The sequence below is a fragment of the Exiguobacterium sp. s150 genome, from assembly GCF_018618435.1.
Lineage (GTDB): Bacteria > Bacillota > Bacilli > Exiguobacteriales > Exiguobacteriaceae > Exiguobacterium > Exiguobacterium alkaliphilum.
On the sequence record NZ_JACSMC010000014.1, the window covers coordinates 22,444 to 46,056 of the forward strand.

Consider the following 23,613-nt stretch of genomic DNA (forward strand, 5'->3'; position numbering starts at 1 on the left):
CATCCCTTTCCAAAAACAGGAATGCTCTATTTCCGCTTTCTCTGATCTGTATTATGCTTAATCATGGAGAACACAGAGAGGGGCAACCGTATGCAACCAGGGCTGCAAAAGAAAATCAAAGAAGCGACGTATTTGACGGCGGAGAAGGCGTGGAGCTATCGTCCGATTTTACGTTACTTCTACATCCAGCATGAACGGATGTGTGAATTTTTATATCCGGAAGAGATTTATGCGTACTTGAAGCAATATACAGAATTTCAAGAATACACGATGGACGGGTTGCATCAGGATTTAGAGTCGCTCGTCAAATGGGGCAACTTGATTGCCAGTCAAGAGCACCGGAAGGCGAAGACGATTGAAGAATACAAAAAGAAAAGTTTCCGCTACCAATGTACGCCGTACACGGTCGAGTTTGAGCGGATGATGATTCAACTCGAGCAACTCGGCGACAGTTTCGGCGGCTCACTCGAGAAGACACAGTTCGAGCGGCTCTATCACGTCCTTGAGGCGATCGCTCAGGCAAACGGAAAGCCCGATTCCGAATGTGCCCAGCTTTGGGAAGATGCGATGCTCTATTTCCGTCAAATCACGCAGAACACGTCGGACTATATCGCCTATATTCATAGTGAGAAAGTCGTCGATAAGATGAAGACGGAAGCGTTCCTCGTCTATAAAGATCGCTTCACGACGTATTTGCGCGACTTCATCATCGCGCTGCAGCGGACGGCCATGCAGATTCAGGACTTGTTGACGTCGCTCACGACGAATCGGCTCGAGCCGTTCTTCCAACAAGTCGTCCGGCATCAGCATCAGGCGTTCCGGTTCGAAGAAGACGACATGGACCCGATGATCGACTTAGTCGAAAAGTGGCGTAACTTGAGAGCATGGTTTCTCGGGACGACGCACGGCGAGAGCGAGTTTGAACGTCTGCAAGAACGGACGAATGAGGCCATCCGCCGCATCACCCGCATCGTTCAACGAATGAGCGAACGGCATCAACAGTTTCGGAGCCGGCGCCGTGATTACGAACATTTGGCGAAGTGGTTCGATGGGATCGAGACGATTGAAACCGCCCATGAGCTGTCATCGGTCGTGTTCGGCGTGTTCCATACGCGTCACCTTTACGGGGACCACGTTCCGACCGACGACATGTACGTCGACGTATGGGACGAGGCGCCGATGCAGCACGAGACGAAACCACGGACGACGAAATTTAAAGAATCGACGAAAGCCGGGGCCATCATCGACCGGTCTGAGAAGATTGCGGAGATGCGCCAACTTCATTTAAAGCAACTTGAAGAAGAGAAGGAAGCGATTGAACGATACATCGAAGCGGGTGTCATCTCGATCAAAACACTTCCAGTGATTGAGCCGCATGTGCGAAAGCTGTTACTGTCGTGGCTCGGTAAAGCGATGGTGCGGGAAGATCGAATCGTCAAAACTGAGTATGGCCGCCGCGTACGGGTGACGCTCGAGGAAGAGCGCGTCATCCTGCGGGCGACGGATGGATCACTTGAGATGCCGAACGTGGAATATTACTTCATCGACGAGGAGGTGACGTCATGAGTGAGGAAACAAAAGTAGACGAACGGATGCAGGAGGCGCTCGGAATCCTCTTTGAACAGTTTTGGGTGTTGCGAGCCGAGCAACCACTCGTCTACCAAAAAATCCGTGAACGTGAACATCAGTTGAAACGTTACGTGACAGAGAAGTTTGGCTTCGATTTGATCGTGCATCAACATTTCATCAAACTTGAGAAGCTCCCGGTCGACCCGAAGCCATGGATGGGCATCCAAGCGTTCACCGAGCCAATGGACTACGCGATTTTCTGTTGCGCGCTCGCGTTTACAGAGAGCAAGTCGGTCGATGAGCAGTTCTTGCTGTCTCATATCACGGAAGACATCCAAGAGATGTACCCTGGCGACTTGCCGCTCGATTGGACGAACTATCGGCACCGTAAATCGCTTGTTCGCGCGCTCAAACAACTTGATGAACTGAAGTTGATTCGTGCGGTCGACGGGGACGTCGACTCGTTCGCGATGAGCGAGACGGAAGAAGTGTTGTACGAAGTGAGCGTCCATGCCCGCTATTTCATGCGGTCTTACCCAGAAGACTTATTCAATTACGAGACGATTCAAGACATCTTGACGAGCGAGTGGAGCCGTCAAAAAGAAGATGAGCGCCGGAAACGTGTGTATCGCAAGCTCATGTTCTCGCCAATCGTGTACCGGGAGTCCAAAGATGACCTGGACTTCGCCTATATCCGTAACTTCAGGAACCGGCTCGGAGATGAGTTCGAGAAGTTCACGCCGTTCCGGTTAGAAGTGTTCAAAAATGCGGCCATGCTCGTCTTACCCGACCAAAAACAGCGTTACACGTTGTTCCCGAATCAAAAAGGAATCACGGGCGTCGCCTTGCATGTGGCAAGTCATCTTCGGAAACTTGAACTGCCTGTCAACGAGATGGGGGAGATTCGGGTCACGTTGCCCGAATTCGAGCGAATCGTCGAGGCGGTCCAGCTTAAATGGGGCCCCGGCTGGCCAAAACAATATCGAGAAGACACCCCGAAAAAAGTGGCGCTAGAACTCGTCTCGCTCCTGCGGGAATGGGAGTTCGGATACGTGGAGACTGATTCAGGGATCCTTGTCATCCAGTCGGGGTTCGGTCGCACCATTGGGGTTTATCCAGAAAAATTTGAAGAGGAGTTGGCGAAATGAGGGCGCAGAATCGCTGGCAAATGAACCGGGCAGGCTTGCTTAATTTTTGGTATTACACAGAAGAGACGTTCGATTTCTCGGACGGGAAGCTGTTGCTTCGAGGGAGTAACGGATCAGGTAAATCCGTGACGATGCAGAGCTTCCTGCCCGTGTTACTTGACGGGAAGAAGTCACCGGACCGGCTCGACCCGTTCGGTTCGAGAGCCCGTAAGATGGAAGACTATTTACTCGGCGAGAAAGAAGTCGTCGACCGGGAAGAGCGGACAGGCTATTTGTTCATCGAATACAAGAAGGCCGAGACGAATCAATACGTGACGACCGGAATCGGACTTCAAGCGAAGCGTGGGAAGCCTCTCAAATTCTGGGGATTCGTCATCACGGACAATCGTCGCATTAACATCGACATCGAGTTGTATAAACTCGACCGCCAAGGGACACAGACGAGTAAAATCCCGTACTCACGGGTCGAGCTCGAACGGGTCATCGGGGATGGGGGAAAAGTCGTGACGACGCAAGGCGAGTATATGCAGCTCGTCAACAAACACGTCTTCGGCTTCGAGTCAATCGATGCCTATGAAGAGTTAATCAAGTTGCTCATCCAGTTGCGGAGCCCGAAACTGTCGAAAGACTTCAGGCCGACCGTCATCTACGAGATTCTCGAGGCGGCGCTTCCGCCATTGTCAGATGACGACTTACGCCACTTGTCCGACACGATCGAACAGATGGATCAGACGAAGCAACAACTCGAGCAGCTCGAGCGTGAGCTCATCGCACTTCAGAAGTTGAGCCGCACGTACGATGCGTACAATGAGCGTCATGTGGCCGACCTCGCCGTCGAGTACCGGTTGGCGACCGAACGAGAGACGACGGAAGCGCAAGAGCTTGAGGATTTACGTGAACTCCAGACGTCAAGGGCACGTGAGGTCGAGATGCTCAAACAATTGATTCAACAGCTCGACCAAGACAAAGCGACGGCAGAGCGTCAAAGGCAACGCTTGGCGTCCCATAAAGTTTGGAACTTAGAAGCCGAGTTGAAGAAAGAGGTAGAGACGTTACAGCACATCACGGCTGATTATCGACGGCAGGATGAGCGACGCGCGAAGACCGCTCAAAAAATCTATGACGCCAAACAGCGGCAAGACGAAGAACAGGTAGTCCATCGCACGACACTCCAAACGATCGATGACCTGATTGATGATATGGCGTACGACGCAGAACAGGCGGCGTTCGACCGTCATGAGTTGAATGTCGCCGATTATCGTCGCTTAAACCTTGACTTCGATTTCCTGACGTGGAAACACGAAGTAGGGGAGCACGCGGAACGGCTCGGCAAAGTGGCGGAAGGGATGCGCGCGCTCGAAGAGACGAAACGGAAACTTCAAACGGAAAACAAGCAACTCGCCGACGAGCAACAAGCTCGTGATCAGAAAAAGCACGAGCAGAGCGATTGGCAAAAGACGTTCGACCAAGACTTGGAGCGTCATCTCGCAGACGTATATCGGTGGACCGAGGAGCATCCTGAGTTTGGTGTCGAAGGGGAGACGATGGGTCACATCGAGCGCACGCTTCGAAACGACTATGACCCGTCAACGTATGAGGATGTGTTGCGTCTCGTTCGACCGAACGTGGTCGGTTACCAGAACCGGCTACGTGAAAAAGCGGCCTCGAAGAAAGCGGCCGAACGCGTGATTGATACGAACATTCAAAACATAGAGACCTCACTTGCCGAGTGGAAAAAGAAGACCGATCCCGAACCGGACATCGACCCGATGACGAGAGCGTCCCGGGAACAGATGCGGGCCGACGGCGTCGTGTTCGCTCCGTTATATGCACTCGTCGAGTTCGTGGACGGGGTGGAGGAAGACGTTCAAAAACGGATTGAAGCCGCGCTCATGGACAGCGGGATGTTAGACGCTCTCGTCACCGAGGCGGACGTCACATACGACCGGGTCTTGTTGCCGGCGCCACAGATGATGGCGCATACGTTGGCCGATTATTTGAAACCGAGCCCAGGGGATACGGGGATTGCTTCGGACCGAATCGACGACGTGCTCCGCAGTATCCTCATCGGTGATGGCGAGACGTCCATCGGAGAAGACGGGACGTATCGGCTCGGTCAATTGAGCGGACACGCGGTACCGGTCGAACACGTCCGTTTCCTTGGGCGAACTGCCCGTCAACGATATCGGGAAGCGAAGATTGAACAGTTACAGCACGAAATCGAACAACTTCAACTCGAGCGCGTGACGCTACGTGGTGAGCAGGCGGAGTTGGGTCAACACATCCAATCGGCTGACGCGGCGTGGGAGGCATTCCCGTCTGACCGGGATTTGCGGATGAGTCATCAAGAAATCCAAAAGATCAGATTTGAGATCGAGAGTTTGGAGCGACGTTGCCGTCAAATCGAAGACATGTTGAAACAGACGAGTGAGCGGTTCAACGTGTTGAAGCGTGAGGTATATACACTGGCTGAGCCGTTCGAACTAGAAAAGACGCAAGCCGCGTTTGAACAAGCGAAGCGGGCGATGGGGAGCTATAAAGATTTACTACTCGACACACATCGGGAGCACGACAACGCGGTCGCCTCGAACAAACGGCTCGACACGATGGAGGCGGCCCTGGCGGAAGCGGAAGAAGACATTCTCGAACTCATGGGTGAATTGAATGAGCTCGAGGACAAAATGGTCCGGGTTCAAAAAAATATTGCGCAAATCGAGGACCAACTGGCGAGAGAGGGCGCTGACGATATCCGTCAACAAATCCAAGACGTCCAAGCAGAATTGGCAAGAATTGAACGTGAACGGAGCCAATCGTTACAGCTCGTCGCGACGCGCCAAGCGCAACTTGACACGGACGCGGACAAGTTGGACGAGAAGCAACATAGTCACGCGTTGTCAAAACAGATGCGAGTAGCATGGGAGACGGCCCTGAAAGCGGAGTGGAAACGAGGAATCGTCTCACTCGACGTGGACGGGAGTGATCCCGAAACGTTGTCCCGAACGGTTGAAGCGATGTACGGGAAACGACTCACGAACAGCGCCTCAAAAGCCGACGAACATCTATCGAAAGCGTTCATCGACCAGCAAAATGATTTGATGGAATACCGAATGCGTAACTTCACCGAAGAACTGCCGCTTGAAGCGTGGATGCAGGTCGTCGATGAGCGGTTCAGACGAGAAGTTGAGATGTGGCAACAGAAGACGACGCGTCGCATCATCTCGCTCGATTTGCGGGGCCAACAGGCGAGCCCGCAAGCGGTCAAGCGAACGGTCGAGGAAGAGTTCGCACGCCAAGAGAGCATCTTGAACGAGAGTGACAAGGAACTATATGAAGAAATCCTCTTCAAATCGGTCGGGACGAAACTTCGCTCTCGAATCCGCCGGGCCGAAGAATGGACCGGAAAAATGAATGAGTTGATGGAGAGCCGGAATACGTCATCGGGTCTTACGTTCTCGATCAAATGGCGGCCGCGTACGGCGGAGAGCGAGGAAGAGCTCGACACGAAAGACTTGGTCCACATCTTGAAACAAGATGCGAAGCTGTTGAAGGACGAGGATTTCGAACGGATTACGGCCCACTTCCGGTCGAAACTGAGTAAGGCGAAGCGGATGATTAAAGAAGACGGCAAAGGACAGACGCTCCTGCAAGTGCTCCGTGAAGTGCTCGATTACCGGAAATGGTTCTCATTCGTCTTGTACTTCGATCGAACGAATGAGCCGAAACGCGAGCTGACGAACAATAAATTCGATAAGTTCAGCGGCGGGGAGAAAGCGATGGCAATGTACATCCCTCTCTTCACAGCGTGTTATTCCCGATATAAAGAAGCGGCCGATACGGCGCCGTATATCATCTCGCTCGACGAGGCGTTCGCAGGAGTCGACGAGAACAATATCCGTGAGATGTTCGAGATTGTCGAGCAACTCGGCTTCGACTACATCATGAACTCGCAAATCCTGTGGGGCGATTATGATACGATTTCGTCGCTGTCGATTTGTGAGCTGTTGCGTCCGAAAAACGCCGACTACGTCACCGTCCTCCATTACGTGTGGGACGGCGAGAAACGGCATGCGAAAGAAGAGACGTTGTTATGAAGTCGTTAGTCGACGAAGCCGTACACTACTTCAAAGCATCGACAGGCTTCTCGCGTCTGTTTGAACAGTTCCGGAAGAAGTATGCCTCGCTCGGAAAAGTTGGTGGATCGGTTTCGATTCAATCGTTTAAACATGATGAACTTGAAGCGATCGCCCGCTTTTTCGGAGACGAGGTCGCGACACTCAGATTGAAGAAGACGGTGACGCTCCGAGCGTTCGAGAAGAAACTGCAGACGACCAAGTTTGAAGGCGTGACGTTGCTGGAGTTGCTCGAGGCGTATTTCGGAGAAGCGCTATTGACGAAACAGGAAACACTTGCCCAAATGGAAGGGCAGCGGGCGGAGCGGTTTCGTGAGCTCAAGCGGACGTATCCGAGCCTCACGTTTTGGTTCACTTATTTAGAGCGGCGTACGGCAGACACGCACTGGATCAATCGGATGGTTGAGACCGATGGATTTGACGTGTCTTGCGAGCGACTGGCGCAAGCGATGGAACGGTTGCCGCTCGATTATGAGCGGTTGCCGGTGTTTGGACAACGCATCCTCGGCAATCCGCATGCGTTCGACCGGACGAACGAGTTAGGGCGGCTCTTGATTCACGCACTGCACGTCAAACGGGGGCAAGGGGGTCCGCCGCCGAGCGATACGGAGCGGGTGAACGAACTGTTACTGGAATTTAAGTTGTTACGGGACGACATTACCAATTTTGTGACGTGTGCGAATATGATGGCGGAGCGTGAGGGAACGGAGCATCCAATGTGGCACGGAGCGGCATGGATGCATAGCGTCTTGAACGTTCCGATGCGTGAGCTGTTGAACGTGGACCGGGTGAGACCAAGCCGAGGACATACCGTCTGGATCGTCGAGAACTCCGGTGTGTTCTCAAGCTTACTCGATGACGTGCCGGATGCACCGCTCGTCTGTACACACGGTCAGTTCAAACTCGCGGCCTATCGCTTACTCGATATGCTTGTCGCATCGGGTTGTCAGTTGAAATATGCCGGAGACTTTGACCCGGAAGGATTGCAGATGGCGGCACGGTTGAAAGAACGTTACGGCGACAAGCTCGATTATTGGTGCATGGACTTGGAGAGTTATGTGGCGTCTGAGCCGAGTGTTGAGTTGGCTGAGGAACGATTGGTGAAGCTAGATCGGGTGACGGACGTTGAGTTGCAAGACGTGGTGGAAGAGATGAAGCGGCTAAAACGAGCGGGATATCAGGAAGCGTTGATTGAGAAAATGGTGGTTCAATTAAAAATAGAAGGGACAGATGCATGATGAACAAACCAATTTGGTTGGTACGAGCTGGGAGAACAGGACATCAAGAAAACGCGGCACTTGAACACAATTTAGTAGCGATTGGATGGGAAGACTTAGGTGACTTGACTGACATCGAGGACAAAGAAGAATTAATTGAATTATACGAAGAAACATATTTGGAAGATAAAGCACGAGCTATCAGTCACAAGGCTAATCAAATTTGGCGTTTTGCGACGGAAATGGAAATCGGTGATTATGTTGTGCTGCCTTTAAAGACAGAACCGGTCATCGCGATCGGTCAAGTAACAGGAGAATACGAATTTAATACAACGATTGCTGAAGAGGTTAGACATATTCGAAGAGTGAAGTGGTTAACGACAGACATGCCACGAACTCGTCTAGATCAAGATTTACTGTATTCTCTTGGTGCATTTATGACAGTATGTCGGATTCAACGAAACGATGCAGAGATAAGAATCCCACAAGCGTTGCAGCGTTACATAAACGGCGTAGATTCGCTGTCTACCCCGCCAATTACTGATGTCGATGAAGAAGAAATCGTCGATTTAGAAGCGATTGGACGTGATCAAATCCGGATTCTCATTGAACGAGAGTTTGCTGGACATCGCTTGCAAGACTTAGTCGCAGCCATTTTGAAAGTAGAAGGATTTCAACCGGTCGTGTCTCCACCCGGAAAAGACGGAGGTGTCGATATTTTGGCAGGGAAAGGTGTTCTTGGCTTAGAAGAACCTCGGATTTGTGTCCAAGTAAAAGCCACGGCTTCACCAGCGGGGATCGATGTCATTAACAGTTTGTTAGGTGTCGTCTCAAGTTATGGCGCGACGTACGGATTGGTTGTCTCACTAGGAGGCTTCACAAAAGATGCACGCAATAAAGCGAAAGAACAATTCTTTAAAGTGCGTCTATGGGATTCGGATGACCTGATTGAGGCGTTGCTACGAGTATATGATGATTTAGATGAAGACATTCAAGCTTCTTTACCTTTGAAACGAGCGTGGATCACAGTCCCGGCGGAATGATGTACTAAAAGGAGCAGCAGAATATGAAACGAAGAATATCTATAGTTATAATAACAACTGTTTTCTTGTTGAGTGGTTGCGATGGGATTGATAAGTTTGGTGCAAATGCCGATCACGCCGCTGAAGAAGCAGAGCGTGGGATGGAAGGACGAGCAGAAGCGTTTGAATATGAGGAAGAGCAATATCAAGAGTATTTAGAGATGGTTGAAGAATTAGAACATCTCCGAGAGAGAAACGAAGAGTTGGAAGAAGAAATATTCTATTTAACAGAAGAACGGGATTGGGGTGCGGAAGCATACGAGTATTTTTGTGACTACGGGTATGATGAGATTAGTGAAGCAACGTATAATGAGTTATGCCAATATTGATTATTTAAATGAGCATCGTCCAAATTGGACACGATGCTCATTTCTTTTATAGCGCTGAACGAAGAATTTTTACAAAATAATGCATAGGTCGATGATAAGGGGTCCACAAAAAAAAGCTACTGAACTATAATTAGTACAAGTCATCTTCCAGAAAAATAGAAAAGAATAGATTTATCAACGACAGATTCTTAATAAAAGTAAAATGAGGTATTCAAAATGATTAATTTTCAAGACAAAGTAAGTTTTATTTGGTCAATTGCAGAGGTTCTACGTGGACCTTACAAACCAGAAGACTACGGAAAAATTGTACTGCCATTAGCCGTATTGCGCCGATTTGACTGTGTTTTAGAAAGTACGAAAGAAGAAGTACTGGCGAAAGCTGATCAATTTTCATCAATGAGTGAAGAGGCTCGCGAACCAATTTTGAATCGCATCTCTAAGCAAAATTTTCATAATACAAGTAAATATGACTTTAGTAAGCTATTAACGGATTCGGATAATATCGCTGATAACTTACGCGACTACATAAATGGCTTTTCAAAAGTGGCACGAGACATTATGGATCACTTTGATTTTGATCGCCAAATCGATAAGTTAGATCAAAATGACTTATTATATTTGACGATTAAGCGTTTTAGCGAAATCGACTTACATCCTGAAACGGTTTCTAACATTGAAATGGGTTATGTATTTGAGGAATTAATCCGTCGATTTAATGAGAATGCAGAAGCAGGGGACCATTATACGCCTCGTGAAGTAATTACCTTAATGACCCATCTATTGTTCTTACATGACGATGCAAGTGTTCTAACCAAGCCGGGTTTAACACAAACGTTGTACGACTGTGCTGCTGGGACTGGCGGAATGGGGTCCGTAGCTCAAGATTATCTATCAAGTCAAAACCCTACGGCGCACTTAGAATTTTTCGGACAAGAAATCAATCCAGAATCATATGCGATTTGTAAAGCTGACTTACTCATTAAAGGGGAAGACGCACGAAATATTCGTTTAGGAAACACATTGTCAAACGACCAGTTCTCCCGTGAAAAATTTGATTATCTCATTTCAAATCCTCCATATGGGGTAGATTGGAAATCCTATGAGAAACCAATCAAAGAAGAACATGCGCAACAAGGCTTCAATGGCCGGTTCGGTCCAGGCACACCTCGCACGAGTGATGGGCAACTACTATTTTTAATGCATTTATTATCGAAAATGAAGCCTGTAACCCCTGAAAATCCACAAGGTTCACGTTTGGCCATTATTATGAACGGATCTCCATTATTTACAGGTGATGCGGGTTCTGGTGAAAGTGAAATTCGGAAATATGTACTGGAAAATGACTTAGTAGAAGGAATCGTAGCGCTACCAAATGATCTATTCTACAACACAGGTATCGCAACGTATATTTGGATTTTAACGAATAAAAAAGCACCTCTTCATAAAGGAAAGGTACGTTTAGTTAATGCGGCAGACTTCTCGAAAAAAATGAAAAAGTCTATGGGTAGCAAGCGTAACGAAATTACGGAAGAGCAAATCAATGAGATTGTACGTTTATACGGAGATGCGCAGCCACATGAAAACGTAAAGATTTTTGATAATGAAGACTTCGGCTATGCGAAAATTACAGTAGAGCGTCCATTACGCCTAAACTTCCAAGTGAACGAAGAGCGTTTAGCACGTGTTGCTGAAGAAAAAGGGTTCGTGAACTTAGCAACATCGAAGAAGAAAGGCGATGCAGGTCACTTTGAAGTCGAAGAAGGGAAGAAGCTACAAACACAAATTTTATATGTGTTACGTACATTAGAGAGCGATAAAGTATATAAAAATCGTGATGAGTTTACGAAGGTGTTAAAAGCTGCTTTCAAAGAAGCAGACATCAAGATTGGAGCATCTGTATTAAAAGCGATTTTAGCAGGTCTTGCTGAAAAAGATGAAACAGCTGATGTTTGTATGAAGAATAAAACAGATATCGAGCCTGATTCAGATTTACGTGATACAGAAATCGTTCCGTTAAAAGAAAATATTGAGGATTACTTTGCTCGTGAAGTGTTACCTCATGTACCTGATGCATGGATTGACGAAACGAAAACAAAAATTGGGTATGAAATTCCGTTCACTCGTCAGTTCTATAAATACACAGCATTACGTAGTTCAGCAGAAATTATGGATGAAATTCGTATGTTGGAAGCGGAGATTGCTGAGCAGTTGAAGAAGGTGATGGGATGAAAACGTATGAGGAATATAAATCAAGTGAAATAGAGTGGATTGGAGAAATTCCTACTGATTGGGATGTAAAAAAAATTAAATGGATGACTTCAATTAAGAGAGGTGCTTCACCACGTCCGATTGATGACCCTAAGTATTTTGATGAGGATGGAGAATATGCATGGGTTCGTATTGCTGATGTTTCTAATGCGGGAATGTACTTAGAACAAACAACTCAAAAAATGTCTGAATTAGGTGCATCGTTAAGTGTAAAGAGAGAACCTGGAGATATTTTTGTTAGTATTGCAGGTACAGTAGGTAAACCTTGTATAACCAATATAAAATGTTGCATTCATGATGGATTCGTATATTTTCCAGACTATAAGGGTGATAAAAAGTATTTCTACTATATCTTTGAATCAGGTGCACCATACAAAGGACTTGGAAAGATGGGGACTCAATTAAATCTTAATACAGAAACTATAGGATCAATAAAAATCCCAGATATCCCATCAAATCTTCAAACAAAAATTGGCTTGTTTATAGATGGTAAGGTTCACGAAATAGATACTTTGCTAGATTTAAAACAAAAACAGATAGAAAAATTAGAACAACAACGCCAATCAATCATCACAGAAGCGGTAACAAAAGGGTTAAATCCGAATGTGAAAATGAAAGATTCAGGTGTTGAGTGGGTTAATGAGATTCCTGAGCATTGGACGCAGAAAAAAATTAAATATCTAGTAGATAGAGTGAATCGTAATGTACGAGATGAAGATGAAGTTATTACAGCTTTTCGAGATGGACAAGTTACGTTAAGAAAAAATAGAAGAGAAGATGGATTTACTTTTTCAATTAAAGAATTTGGTTATCAAGGAATTCGAAAAGGAGATTTGGTAGTCCATCAAATGGACGCTTTTGCAGGTGCTATCGGAGTTTCTGATTCAGATGGAAAAGCATCTCCAGTATATACAGTATGTATTCCTAAAAATAAGAAGGAAATTCACGTTCCGTTTTTATGTGAAGTAATTCGAGTGATGTCTAATTCTGGATATATAGAATCTTTAGCAAAAGGAATTAGGGAACGTTCTACTGATTTCAGGTGGAAAGATATGGGGGAATTAATTTCTCTAGTACCGCCAATATCTGAGCAAATAGAGATAGAAAATACGATTTCTAGAAAGTCTCAAGAAATAAAAATGTTGATTCAACTTATTAAAAAAAATATCGAAAAACTAAAAGAATATCGTCAATCCCTTATTTACGAAGCGGTAACAGGAAAAATTGATGTACGTGAAATGGAAATTGATTAAGTGAGGTGAAAAATATGGCGATGGATATTTCAGAAAAAGGATTCGAATCGAATATTGAAGCGGAGTTAATTGCGAATGGCTATAAAAAGCGTGTGCTGGAAGGTGATGCAAGTGCCGCTTTTAAGCAACATGCTATCGACGTAGAGGAACTGTTTGCGTTCTTAGAGGATACACAGGAAAAACGCATGCGTACGCTTGAGAAGTCGTATGGTCCTTCTTACAAAGAAGAAGTACTAAAGCGCATTAAAGATCAATTGCATAAGCAAGGGTTAGTCGAGTGCTTACGTAAAGGTATTAAAGATCGTGGTGTGACGTTGCAATTAGCCTATAACAAGCCACCAACGGATATGAATAAGACGTTGAACGAACAATATCAATTGAACCGTTTCAATGTGTCTCGCCAAGTCTATTACAGTGACAAGCATAACAACAGTTTGGATATGGTGTTGTTCCTAAACGGTCTACCATTAGTCGTGATGGAGCTAAAGAATCCGCTAACGAATCAAACGGTAGAACATGCGATGAAACAGTTAAAAAATGATCGAGACCCCCGGGAGCAACTGTTTAAGTTTAATGAACGAGTGGCAGTTTATTTTGCTGTGGATCCGGACGAAGTGTTCATGACGACAAAGCTCGATAAAGGAAAAACCTATTTCTTACCTTTCAACAAAGGTAATCAAGGAGGCAAAGGGAATCCATTGCCTCAGGACAGCAATTATCGGACACATTATTTGTGGGATGACATTTTAGCACCTGATAGCCTCCTTGATATCCTTTATCGTTTCATTTTCGTGAAGAAAGATGAAATCAAAGATTCAAACGGTGAGACCATTGGAGAACGCCAAATGCTCATCTTCCCACGTTTTCATCAATTGGATGCGGTCCGTAAAATTGAGACAGATGTATCCCATCATCTCGTTGGTCGTAACTATCTAATTCAACACTCTGCTGGCTCAGGGAAAACGAACTCGATTTCATGGCTCGCCCATCGATTGGCAAAATTGCATAACGAGAACAACGAATCGATTTTCAGTAGCGTCATCGTCATTACAGATCGTCGTGTCTTAGATAAACAGTTGCAAGATGCGGTTTATCAGTTGGAGCATAAAGCTGGAATGGTTGAGCCGATTGATAAAAATTCTGACCAACTCGCACGGGCGATTAACAATGAGACACGTATCATCATTACAACACTTCAAAAGTTTCCGTTCGTATTAGAAAAGGTGGCGGGGCTAGAACGTAAAAAGTATGCAGTCATCATTGATGAAGCGCACTCCTCTCAAGGTGGCAAAGCATCGACCGCACTGACAAACGTCTTATCCGATAAGACGTTAGAGGCAGCATACGAAGAAGATCGGATTGCGGAAGAGAATTTGGATGATGTCGATGAGAAAATCGTAGAAGCCATTATGAAGAGTGGGAAACAAGATAATGTGTCATTCTTCGCGTTTACGGCTACCCCAAAACCAAAGACGCTAGAAAAGTTTGGAACAGTCGGTCCAGACGGTAAACCGGCAGCATTCCATCAGTATACGATGCGCCAGGCAATCGAAGAAGGATTTATTCTAGATGTCCTTGAGAATTACACGACGTACAAGACGTTTTGGAAGATTGCGAAAACCGTAGACGATGATCCAGAAGTCTCGCAAAAGCAAGCGACGAAGAAATTGGCTCAATACGTGTCTCTGCACCCACATAGTATTGCGCAGAAGGCAGAAATTATCATTGAGCATTATCGGAATTTTGTACAGCGTAAAATCGGAGGTAGAGCCAAAGCAATGGTGGTAACGGCGAGCCGATTGCACGCCGTACGCTACAAAATCGCCTTTGATCGTTATATTAATGAGATGGGGTACAATGACTTGAAAACGGTGGTGGCGTTTTCCGGAACTGTTCAAGACGGTGGACTCAATTACACAGAGCCGGATATGAATCAGTTTTCAGAAAGAGAGCTCCCGGAAAAGTTCAACTCCGATGAATATAAGGTCTTGCTAGTAGCGGAAAAATATCAAACTGGATTTGATGAACCACTCCTCCACACGATGTATGTAGATAAACCGTTAAGCGGTATAAAGGCGGTTCAAACTTTGTCTCGTTTGAATCGGACTTGCCCCGGTAAAGAAGATACATTCGTACTAGATTTTGTAAATGAACCAGAAGAAATTCAGGCATCGTTCCAACCTTATTATGAATCGACGAGCTTATCTGAAGTGACTGACCCGAACATCTTGTATGATATGCAGGCTGAAATCGAACCATATCAATTATTTACGACCGAAGAAGTGCAAAGGGTCAACGAACTTGAAGTGACAGGTGGAGCGAACAAGTCCACAAAAGCTCAGATTGAGTTGAATGCGATTCTTGATAAAGGTGTAGACCGATTCAAAAACCTTTCAAACGAGGAACAGGATGCATTTAAACAAGTAGCTACTAAGTTTGCACGAACATATGGATTCATTTTACAAGTCATTACGTTCATCGATTTGGACTTACACAAGTTATATATTTATCTGACGTATTTACTCCGTAAGTTACCTCGAGGTCGGGATGACAAAGATGTTTACTTGGCTGATGATGTGACGCTTGAATACTATCGCAACCAAAAAGTGTTTGAAGGTGGCATCGAGCTCCAGAAAACAGGAGGATATGACTTGAGCCCTCAGAAGCATGGGTCAGGTGTTTCAGGAGATGACGAGAAAGTCCGCTTATCGAGTGTATTAGAAAAATTAAATGAACGCTTTGGCACACAATTTACTGAAACAGATTTTCTTTCGCGTGAGCAAGTAAAAGAGGATATGTTAAACAGTGAAGATATTCGTGAAAAGGCGAAGAACAATACAAAAGAGAATTTTAAATTCGCATTCGAGAAGACGTTCATCAACTTCGTCATTGACCGAATGAGTAGCAATGAAGAGTTCTTCCTGAAAATCCTAGAAAACGATGAGTTTAAAAACGTGATTATGGAAGATATGATGAATGAAGTGTATGGAGAAGTGAATAATTAATAAATGGTGTGTCCGCATACAAGCAGACACACCATTTTTGTATCTTACCTTTTACTGACGACAGGTTATAGATCAAAGAACGCAAGATGAACATCCGATAACTTTGGATGAAGTGTCCGCCGATCTAACAATTCATTGTTCCATTCGCAAGAAGTCTCACTTAAGAACAGACAACAATGACATGCGGCAGCTTTTCGGTCTTGTCCACCTTCAAGGCAAGTCGGGTCTGAGGAGCAATACTCCGTCAATTCAATGGCACGCTTTAACATCAATGCCATCTTCTCTGGCTTGGCGAGTTCAATCAATCCCCCTAAACTGCTTTCAGAGTCACCTTCGGCCGTATGGATTAGTACAGAGGCAGCGCCATTCTCAAAATACAACCGTTCTCGTAAAGAGGTAGAAGAATACCCACTCGTTTCAGCAAATGCGCGAATTAAAGCGTGAGCAAATGTGTGAAGCAAGATGTGACGCGGATATAATTCGATTTCAGCTTGGTCACGTTTCAGACGTTTTTGTTGAAATCTTGCTAACTGACTTTCAAAGATACGCTTTACAGAGTCGCGACTTTCCCATTCTTCAATCATCTCTGGATTTAATTCAATAAATATCCCTTCGCCAAAAATTTCGATTCCTGGATACCAGTTTGTATGATTTTTAAAGATGGAAACACCATCTCCTGCTTTACGTTCGACGAATGAATCTGCGTACTTCAAACGATTAAAACTAGTTAACGCACGGACTTCACGCATCAAATCCACGCGTGTGATGTGACTGATATAGTCTGTCCAATCTTCAGGAACAGGCACCCGCTCGGCTTGGCAATCTTGTTCTTGAAGCGGTGCAGTTTTTGTATGTTTCCACGCACTGAGCTCACGTTGTTTGATAGAACCAAAAGTAAGGTCCTCCAATTGCCGATTAGAATCTAAATAACGAATGCCCTTTTGAATGTCGTTTTCTGTCCAATCTCCGTCACTCAATAACCCTTTCAGCATGAATGTTTTTTGGTCTGGGGGGAAGTTTGGCCATGTATTTTTAAATAATTCATACTTTTTATCAATTTCTTGATAAATCGCTTCAGGACTTGCTGTTTTGAGTGGGAGAGTAATCACACTTTGAACGTTTGGAATATGTAATTTTGTCTCTCCACGCAAAGCTACTGTCATTTCAGCGTCGCACGTCTCGACTTGATGATGTAAAATCCATGGTTTGGTTCCAGCGCATTTTTTACCAGTGACACGTTCGAGCTCTCCTTTTTCTTTGATCCGTGCTAAAGAAACGGGGGGGGCTTCGCAATTCGTGCATATAATTCGCATTGTTTTGTAAGAACTCGATAGCGTCCCTTTATCTGTCATCAGTCGTAAACGAGGCTTATCACAAACGTCATGTCCTTGATGCGCCCATTTCACCCAAGGGAAATCACTGATGTGTCCCTTTCGACAAACTGTTACAAAACGCATTGGCGCATATTTTACTCCAAGGGGTTCACACTTTGGATTCGTACAAAATGTGCGTTTCGGTTGATCTGTCATAGATCCACAATTCGGACAAAAACGCCAGATTGGAAATCGTGATACTTTTGTTCGGATTGCTTCAGGATTGCTATTTAGTAGGCGAATTGGCTTCTGATTGAATGCGCTCATGACAGCATCGTGATCTTCTTCTCGAATTTGACCGTATTTAAATTTCCATTGATCCACTGCGTTCGTAATGAAACTACCATCTGGTAAATCTACGATAGCTCCCGGACCAAAGTGATGAAGTAATTGAGCCGCTCGAATTGAGCCTCGTTGATAAGAATGCTTTGAATCACCAGCTGTCATAGCGATTGACCTCCTCTTCCACTTTAATTTCAGGTTCTACACTACGCAAAGAAGTTAGTGCAAACATCGCCTCATGAGTATAAGGTGCTTCTTCAAAGTACTTCAACAAATGGTGTGACGTATTCATCGGTCTACCGTTCACAATTTTTTGACGATAGGCTAGTTCGTGATTTGTACGAGTAGCGAGTGATTCCCATGTATCTAACACTTCACTAACGAGCTGACGAGTTTCTGTTTCGGAACAATCATACACAGACTTAGCTCGAGCGACAAAGCGATCAATCATCGTCACGTCTATAGCATCCAAATCAAATTGACCTGCGCTATTGGATTTCGAAATAGAAGGCGATGTCATCGTTTGACGAATCAATCCCACGAGAACACCAGTAATACCGCGTTTTAATGCACCTTTAGAGAATGGTGTCACGCTTGTAGGCTCAACGTATTGATAAAACGACTGGTGGAAAGATTTGAACTGCTCATAGTGGAACAAATCCCGAGTACGTTGAGGGTTCAGAATTGTTACGACTAGGCCAGGGTGTTGACGACCAACACGGCTCGTAGCTTGGATGTATTCAGCAGTCGTCTTCGGTTGACCATGGACGACCATCAAACCGAGACGGTTGACGTCGACTCCTACGGAAATCATATTCGTACAAAGGACAGCATCCAATACTTCATCATTCTCAAATGTTCGTTCCATCCGAGCTAATAGTTCTGGAATTTCCTGCGCTTTTTTACGACTCGTCAACTCTTCGAAATCGAGTAATGGCTCTTCAATTTCATTCGCTTGAAGATACGTCCGAATCTCATCATAAAACATCGTATTCGTACCGGCCAATTCACGAATTGTATTGAAATACCCAACGACGGTCCAATACGGATCGAGTTCTGCTTTTTTCTCTTGTTTCCGTGTCGCGGCAATCAATGCTCCGTATACGTTCACAGTATGGATTTTCATACTGACCCCCGGCGAAGAAATACCTACATACAGACGACCTGGTTTCTGATCAATCGGTACTGTTTTTGAAAAAAATGAGTCATCAGGTGATTGAATATAAACTGGGAATTGGTTTGCCGGACGGTCATAAAGACCTCGAATTTGAGATTCAGCCCCACTGATGGTAGCGGTAGAAGCAACTATTTTTGGTTTTGATTCGCCAAATCCCATAAGCTCATCAATCACGAACTCATATAAACCTGTTAGAGAACCAAGTGGACCGTTTAAAAGGTGCAGCTCATCTTGGATTACAAGATCCGCAGGAGGAAGCCAAGCGTGTTGCCGTGGCAAATCTTGTGTCGGAGAGTCGTCTATGAACTTGTTGTCGGAAGCTCGATAGGATGATTTACGACCGAACAATTCTCCAATTCGCGGTTGCCAAGCAATTTGTACTAGTTTATCGACGGTCCCGATGACGAGCGACGGTAAATGATCGTAAATGGCCTCGTCAATCGTATATGCTGGGATGCCGCTGTGGAATGTACATCTTGCTTTCGGACATTTGATTGTCGCTTTAGCTCGATTGACCGTATAGTTTTGTACAGTCAATTTCTCCCCACACCAAGGGCAATGGCTAAGTTGCATCGGGTTGCCGACTTCCCCGTTCTCAAGAGGTTCGTTGCTTGCTAGTTTTTGCAGCGCGATCTTTGCATCATCATAATTGTTTGGAGTAGATGCACTTCCAATCCAAAGTCCAATCGAGAACGGCACGGTACCTAAGTCTGCTAATTGAATATCAGGAATCTGATTCGAATAAGTATCATCGTGTCGACGAATCGCTTCCATGGCACAAATAAGAAGCGTCGCTCGCTGGAACTGTTGAATGGTTAGTAGGCGGAGCGTATAGCGCATCATGACACTCATGCCACCGTAACTCATTGGGTCGCTAGCATCATTCTTTAAGCGCCGAACAAACATTACGAATGCTGCTAAGCCAAGGTAAGCTTCCGTTTTACCTCCACCGGTCGGGAACCATAGCAAATCGACAAGCTGACGGTTTTCATGTTGCTCGTCAAAACTGCTAGGTAAATTCATGAGAATAAAGGCTAACTGGAATAGACGCCACTCGCTTTTGACGGGTTCAAAATCGTATTGTCCTGTTTCTTTATATACCGAGGCATGAATCCCTTGCTCACGTTGAACGTGCATCGCTAAGTTCGACAGTCTGAAACCTGTCCACGCCTTGTCATTCGTCTCCAAAAGTCGAATTCCATCGTATATACGAGAACAAGTTTTTCTCGCTTGTTCAACTTGTTGCGTAAGTAAGGATTGATCGATTTCGCTAAGTCCGTCCACCTTCGCTGACTCATCCTCAATCCATTCCATATACGCATCTGGTAATTTCTTTAATCGAGAAATGACTTCAGTTTTAGGCTGTTTAGCCAGATCCAACATATTGAACGACGTGTCCGCCAAACGTTGATGCTCAACTAGAGGCACTTCTTCTTTTGGCAACCATGTCGTTGTGAAGTAGTAGGTTGTGTCATCTACAGACCAATCTGTACCGATTTGGTGACCAATAATCGGAACAGTCCGTTCGCGATATAAGAAATTGATTAAGTTGTTCATGCCGTAAGCAGGACGTGGAACAATCGCCTGTTTATTGACGCTAAATGATAGTTTCGGTTGGAAAATAATCTCCTCTTGTCTTGGGAAACGATTAGTTGAGCTTAAATCCAAGCTGTGGACAAGATAAAGACTAATGTCTAATCCGGATTTTCCCGGACGAATATACCATTTTAAAAGTAGATTTGAATCTGAGTCGATTGACAGTTCACCACTCTGATTTAAATCCAGTGAGACAATTTTTGAGAACGGCTGCCGTTTGTAATAAAAAGAGTTATCTTCTTCTACGGATTCATAACGTGCCCAACTGATATGACAAGTTAGTGGGACAATATCATTTAATATAAAGCTTACACCCAAGCTAGAGTTACGAAATTGGTCTTGAGAAATGATGATTTCTTCGATGGCTTCACCTTCAACGGTAACGCCTTCAACTTCGTTTAAAGGTTGATCCGTCTCTTCTTCATGAATAACGTTTGATGAGGCCCCGTATGGAAAGAGTCGACCGGTCAAATAGAATGAACTTGGTGCAGCTTTGAGCGTTTCATGTTCACCATTTTGTGGTCCTATCAGTCTTTTTTCTAGGTTCTCAACGAGTTCAGTTCGTTGTTTAGGTGTAAAGGCTTTAGCTTGTGTAGTTGGCTTCTCCTGACTTGTTAATTGGAGAACACCTTTATTCATATGAATTTTTGTTTGGTGTGCTAGAATCTGTCGAAGTTGTCGCAAATCGATGAACTCATCTTCAAGCAAATCTAAAGCCTCATCAATCGAGGCTTGTTGATTATCTTTACCTGATAAAAAATTAACTAGGCGTTGGATAATATCATTCATTGTTTTGCCCCTTTCTTATATAATTTAATTGTAAAACATTTGAATATAAGGGGCGAGGGGAAATGATGGAATCTTCAGGAGTAGTCTCTTCAAATATTAGTTATATTCAGTTGGCATTTAACTCACTTCACACCGATGTATTGACGCGAGAGAAATTAATTGAGTATTTGATGATGATTTGGGATTCAGGACGAGGATGTAAGAGAGAAGATGCTGTTCGGAATTTAACTACAGCGTTAGAAGCAAATGTACCGTCGGTCATTAGCGAAGGCGATTACGTGAGACGGAAAAATGATCCTTCGTCACAATTTGACTCGCTTGAGCGTGAACTACGTCAAAACCGAGAGCCTATTTTAATGAGTAAAGATTTGAAAAATAAAATAGCAAGTTTATATAAAGATCCTCGATTTATTGTTTTAAACGGGAAGCACGGGCATAAAGATGCACAGTATATCATTCTTAGCGAATGGCAATTGCTAAATGATTTGGTCCATCGCTATATGTACAAGAATAAACTCGAAAACATCGTCAGGCATGATGTGATTGCACAAGTAAAATCATACTACGACATCCAAGATTCTAACGTCTTGTTCTTTCCTAAAGTAGATTCCCGTTTCAAGACATCTTATCAACGCATTAGTTTAAATGATTATGATAATCCACCAATGGATTACAACATCACCGTGTCACCAGATATTCTAGAAGAAATTGAAGAACAGAAAGGTGCCATTATTGAGCACTTGAAACGGAATCGCGAAACACCGATTAAAATTCGAGAAATTATTCAAAAGTATTTTCGGAAACAGCCATATGAAAATATATTCTCTGCTTATTATGAAGGATTGAGACAAGTTTTAAAGGTGGAACGAAATATTGTTATTTCTCAGAATACGATTATTTATGATGATTCCAAACCTAAAGAACTAGATCTCACCTCAAATAAAACGCGAGGGAAAACAATTATTTCTCCAATCCCATCACCACGACTGAAGCAGAACATAGAAGTTACTAAACCTATTAAACGTGAACGTACAGCCAATAATCGTGTGACGGTTCGTTTATCTACACTCGAACGAAGAAATTCTACGATTCAGGTGTCTGGTGAGCTGGCAAAGTATTTTGCCGCTGGACAGCTAGAGGTAGTAAATCAGTCGAGTTCTTTTATTCTTACCATGAACGCAAAAGGTCAGGCAGGAAGCCACAGTTTTAGCGATTTCCTCTTTGAACATCGAATTAAACCGGGACAAAAGATGATATTCGAGAATCTTCAGGAGGGCAAAGCGACTGTCCGAGTGGCTCCGTATCTACCAGAGGATATGCGAGAAGCTGAGCGGCTTAACCGTCTACAAGAACTCGATTCATCCATTGAACATCCAAGCGCACGTTCACTCTTAGTAAACTATTTATTAAAACAGAAATCTCCGGTTTCTGTGGATAAGTTAATTGAAGAGGTTCAACAACATTATCCATATTCACCGAAAACGGTGGAGTCAATTCTGTACAAACATCCCTACTTTATTCAAGATACGCTTCACACATGGCGCTTTGAACCTGGTCTTTGGAATACACGTCAAGAATCCAATAGTTTGCTAAATATGAACGAAGAATTGATTCAAATCTGGGGAGACTTACTGCCATTCATATATGAAGACAGTAACATACCAGCTCCACATTTCATTCCACAAGATGTCGAAGACGTTCGTGTCATTGTATGGGGTGGCCAATCCCCACTTAACCGAACTCAGGAACTCGAATACCAAGAAGGTGGAATGCTCCTTAACCCTAAGTCAATCAATCAGAATTTAGACGAAGAACAGTTTTTGACATGGGCGTCTCTCATATATGAACAAGGAAAAAATAGTTCGACTACAAGACATGCTTTTAATCAAAAAATCGAACGTTTCTTTCGACTAGCTGGAGTTAAAACGAATGTACTAGCAATCCCTACTTTCCCAGCTTTACGGTTACCTCATCGATTGAAGTGTTCCCGATTAACGAAATCAATTTTAAACGGTAGCCATCCAGAAAGTACTCATTTAGCACCGTTATTATTTGAACAGTATCGTATAATGATGCGGTTTATTAACGAACATAAGGCGCATGTCGTTGTTTTGAATTTTGATGAGACGGAGTACGCATACTTCCTTTATGCGATGCTTGGATACTCTGAACCGATAGAACGCAAAGCACTTACTGCATTATTAGAAGATCGACAAATGCCAATTCGAGAAGATAAGCGTGTGTTGTGGAATTGGAGCGAGTCTACAAAACCATTCTTTAATCTAGGTAACGTAGCGTTTGAGCGGAATTATCAATTGGCTAGCGAGTTGTTCAAATTGTATGACGGAGAGGCTTGGAAAACTGTGAAGCAAGAAGAACTTGTGGTGCGTTGAAA

General features: G+C 44.7%; 12 protein-coding genes. 10 read left to right on the forward strand and 2 right to left on the reverse strand.

Annotated features, from left to right (window positions below):
- Nucleotides 1-90: 90 nt before the first annotated feature.
- From KNP76_RS08530 to KNP76_RS08570, 9 genes are all read left to right on the forward strand, one after another.
- The gene (locus tag KNP76_RS08530) at nt 91-1,566 is read left to right on the forward strand and encodes a TIGR02677 family protein (RefSeq protein WP_214844128.1); all 1,476 of its coding nucleotides are present in this window, start codon (nt 91-93) and stop codon (nt 1,564-1,566) included.
- Nucleotides 1,563-2,717, forward strand: a complete 1,155-nt coding sequence (locus KNP76_RS08535; protein ID WP_214844130.1) for a TIGR02678 family protein — start codon at nt 1,563-1,565, stop codon at nt 2,715-2,717. Before KNP76_RS08530 ends, KNP76_RS08535 begins: the two co-directional genes overlap by 4 nt.
- The gene (locus KNP76_RS08540; RefSeq protein ID WP_214844132.1) at nt 2,714-6,808 is read left to right on the forward strand and encodes a TIGR02680 family protein; all 4,095 of its coding nucleotides are present in this window, start codon (nt 2,714-2,716) and stop codon (nt 6,806-6,808) included. The genes KNP76_RS08535 and KNP76_RS08540 overlap by 4 nt, the downstream gene beginning before the upstream one ends.
- Entirely contained in the window at nt 6,805-8,085 is a 1,281-nt protein-coding gene (locus KNP76_RS08545) for a TIGR02679 family protein (RefSeq protein WP_214844134.1), read from the forward strand. Before KNP76_RS08540 ends, KNP76_RS08545 begins: the two co-directional genes overlap by 4 nt.
- A complete protein-coding gene (locus tag KNP76_RS08550) occupies nt 8,085-9,107 on the forward strand; it encodes a restriction endonuclease (RefSeq protein WP_214844136.1) in 1,023 nt (340 codons plus the stop codon). Before KNP76_RS08545 ends, KNP76_RS08550 begins: the two co-directional genes overlap by 1 nt.
- A 23-nt stretch (nt 9,108-9,130) precedes the next feature.
- A complete protein-coding gene (locus tag KNP76_RS08555; protein WP_214844138.1) occupies nt 9,131-9,475 on the forward strand; it encodes a hypothetical protein in 345 nt (114 codons plus the stop codon).
- A 216-nt stretch (nt 9,476-9,691) separates the two neighbouring features.
- Entirely contained in the window at nt 9,692-11,704 is a 2,013-nt protein-coding gene (locus KNP76_RS08560; RefSeq protein WP_214844140.1) for a type I restriction-modification system subunit M, read from the forward strand.
- Nucleotides 11,701-12,996: a restriction endonuclease subunit S gene (locus KNP76_RS08565; RefSeq protein ID WP_214844142.1), complete on the forward strand. Its 1,296-nt coding sequence runs from the start codon at nt 11,701-11,703 to the stop codon at nt 12,994-12,996. Before KNP76_RS08560 ends, KNP76_RS08565 begins: the two co-directional genes overlap by 4 nt.
- A gap of 14 nt (nt 12,997-13,010) precedes the next feature.
- Complete coding sequence (locus KNP76_RS08570) at nt 13,011-16,001, forward strand: type I restriction endonuclease subunit R (protein ID WP_214844144.1); 2,991 nt, start codon at nt 13,011-13,013, stop codon at nt 15,999-16,001.
- 65 nt (nt 16,002-16,066) lie between these two features.
- Here KNP76_RS08570 and drmB read toward each other — a convergent pair whose 3' ends face one another.
- Together drmB and drmA are read right to left on the reverse strand one after the other, a co-directional pair.
- Complete coding sequence (drmB, locus tag KNP76_RS08575) at nt 16,067-17,821, reverse strand: DUF1998 domain-containing protein (RefSeq protein ID WP_214844146.1); 1,755 nt, start codon at nt 17,819-17,821, stop codon at nt 16,067-16,069.
- Nucleotides 17,808-21,218, reverse strand: a complete 3,411-nt coding sequence (gene drmA / locus KNP76_RS08580) for a DISARM system helicase DrmA (protein ID WP_214844148.1) — start codon at nt 21,216-21,218, stop codon at nt 17,808-17,810. Before drmA ends, drmB begins: the two co-directional genes overlap by 14 nt.
- Nucleotides 21,219-21,283: 65 nt before the next feature.
- Here drmA and KNP76_RS08585 point away from each other — a divergent pair, with 65 nt between their 5' ends.
- Entirely contained in the window at nt 21,284-23,611 is a 2,328-nt protein-coding gene (locus KNP76_RS08585) for a hypothetical protein (RefSeq protein WP_214844150.1), read from the forward strand.
- Nucleotides 23,612-23,613: the final 2 nt, after the last annotated feature.

Excerpts from the sequence above, each read along its gene's own strand:
- KNP76_RS08585 (WP_214844150.1), top strand. The coding sequence starts at position 21,284 with ATGGAATCTTCAGGAGTAGTCTCTTCAAATATTAGTTATATTCAGTTG.
- KNP76_RS08535 (WP_214844130.1), top strand. The coding sequence starts at position 1,563 with ATGAGTGAGGAAACAAAAGTAGACGAACGGATGCAGGAGGCGCTCGGA.
- KNP76_RS08555 (WP_214844138.1), top strand. The coding sequence starts at position 9,131 with ATGAAACGAAGAATATCTATAGTTATAATAACAACTGTTTTCTTGTTG.
- drmA (WP_214844148.1), bottom strand. The coding sequence starts at position 21,218 with ATGAATGATATTATCCAACGCCTAGTTAATTTTTTATCAGGTAAAGAT.
- KNP76_RS08570 (WP_214844144.1), top strand. The coding sequence starts at position 13,011 with ATGGCGATGGATATTTCAGAAAAAGGATTCGAATCGAATATTGAAGCG.
- KNP76_RS08560 (WP_214844140.1), top strand. The coding sequence starts at position 9,692 with ATGATTAATTTTCAAGACAAAGTAAGTTTTATTTGGTCAATTGCAGAG.
- KNP76_RS08540 (WP_214844132.1), top strand. The coding sequence starts at position 2,714 with ATGAGGGCGCAGAATCGCTGGCAAATGAACCGGGCAGGCTTGCTTAAT.
- KNP76_RS08565 (WP_214844142.1), top strand. The coding sequence starts at position 11,701 with ATGAAAACGTATGAGGAATATAAATCAAGTGAAATAGAGTGGATTGGA.
- KNP76_RS08545 (WP_214844134.1), top strand. The coding sequence starts at position 6,805 with ATGAAGTCGTTAGTCGACGAAGCCGTACACTACTTCAAAGCATCGACA.
- KNP76_RS08530 (WP_214844128.1), top strand. The coding sequence starts at position 91 with ATGCAACCAGGGCTGCAAAAGAAAATCAAAGAAGCGACGTATTTGACG.
- KNP76_RS08550 (WP_214844136.1), top strand. The coding sequence starts at position 8,085 with ATGAACAAACCAATTTGGTTGGTACGAGCTGGGAGAACAGGACATCAA.
- drmB (WP_214844146.1), bottom strand. The coding sequence starts at position 17,821 with ATGACAGCTGGTGATTCAAAGCATTCTTATCAACGAGGCTCAATTCGA.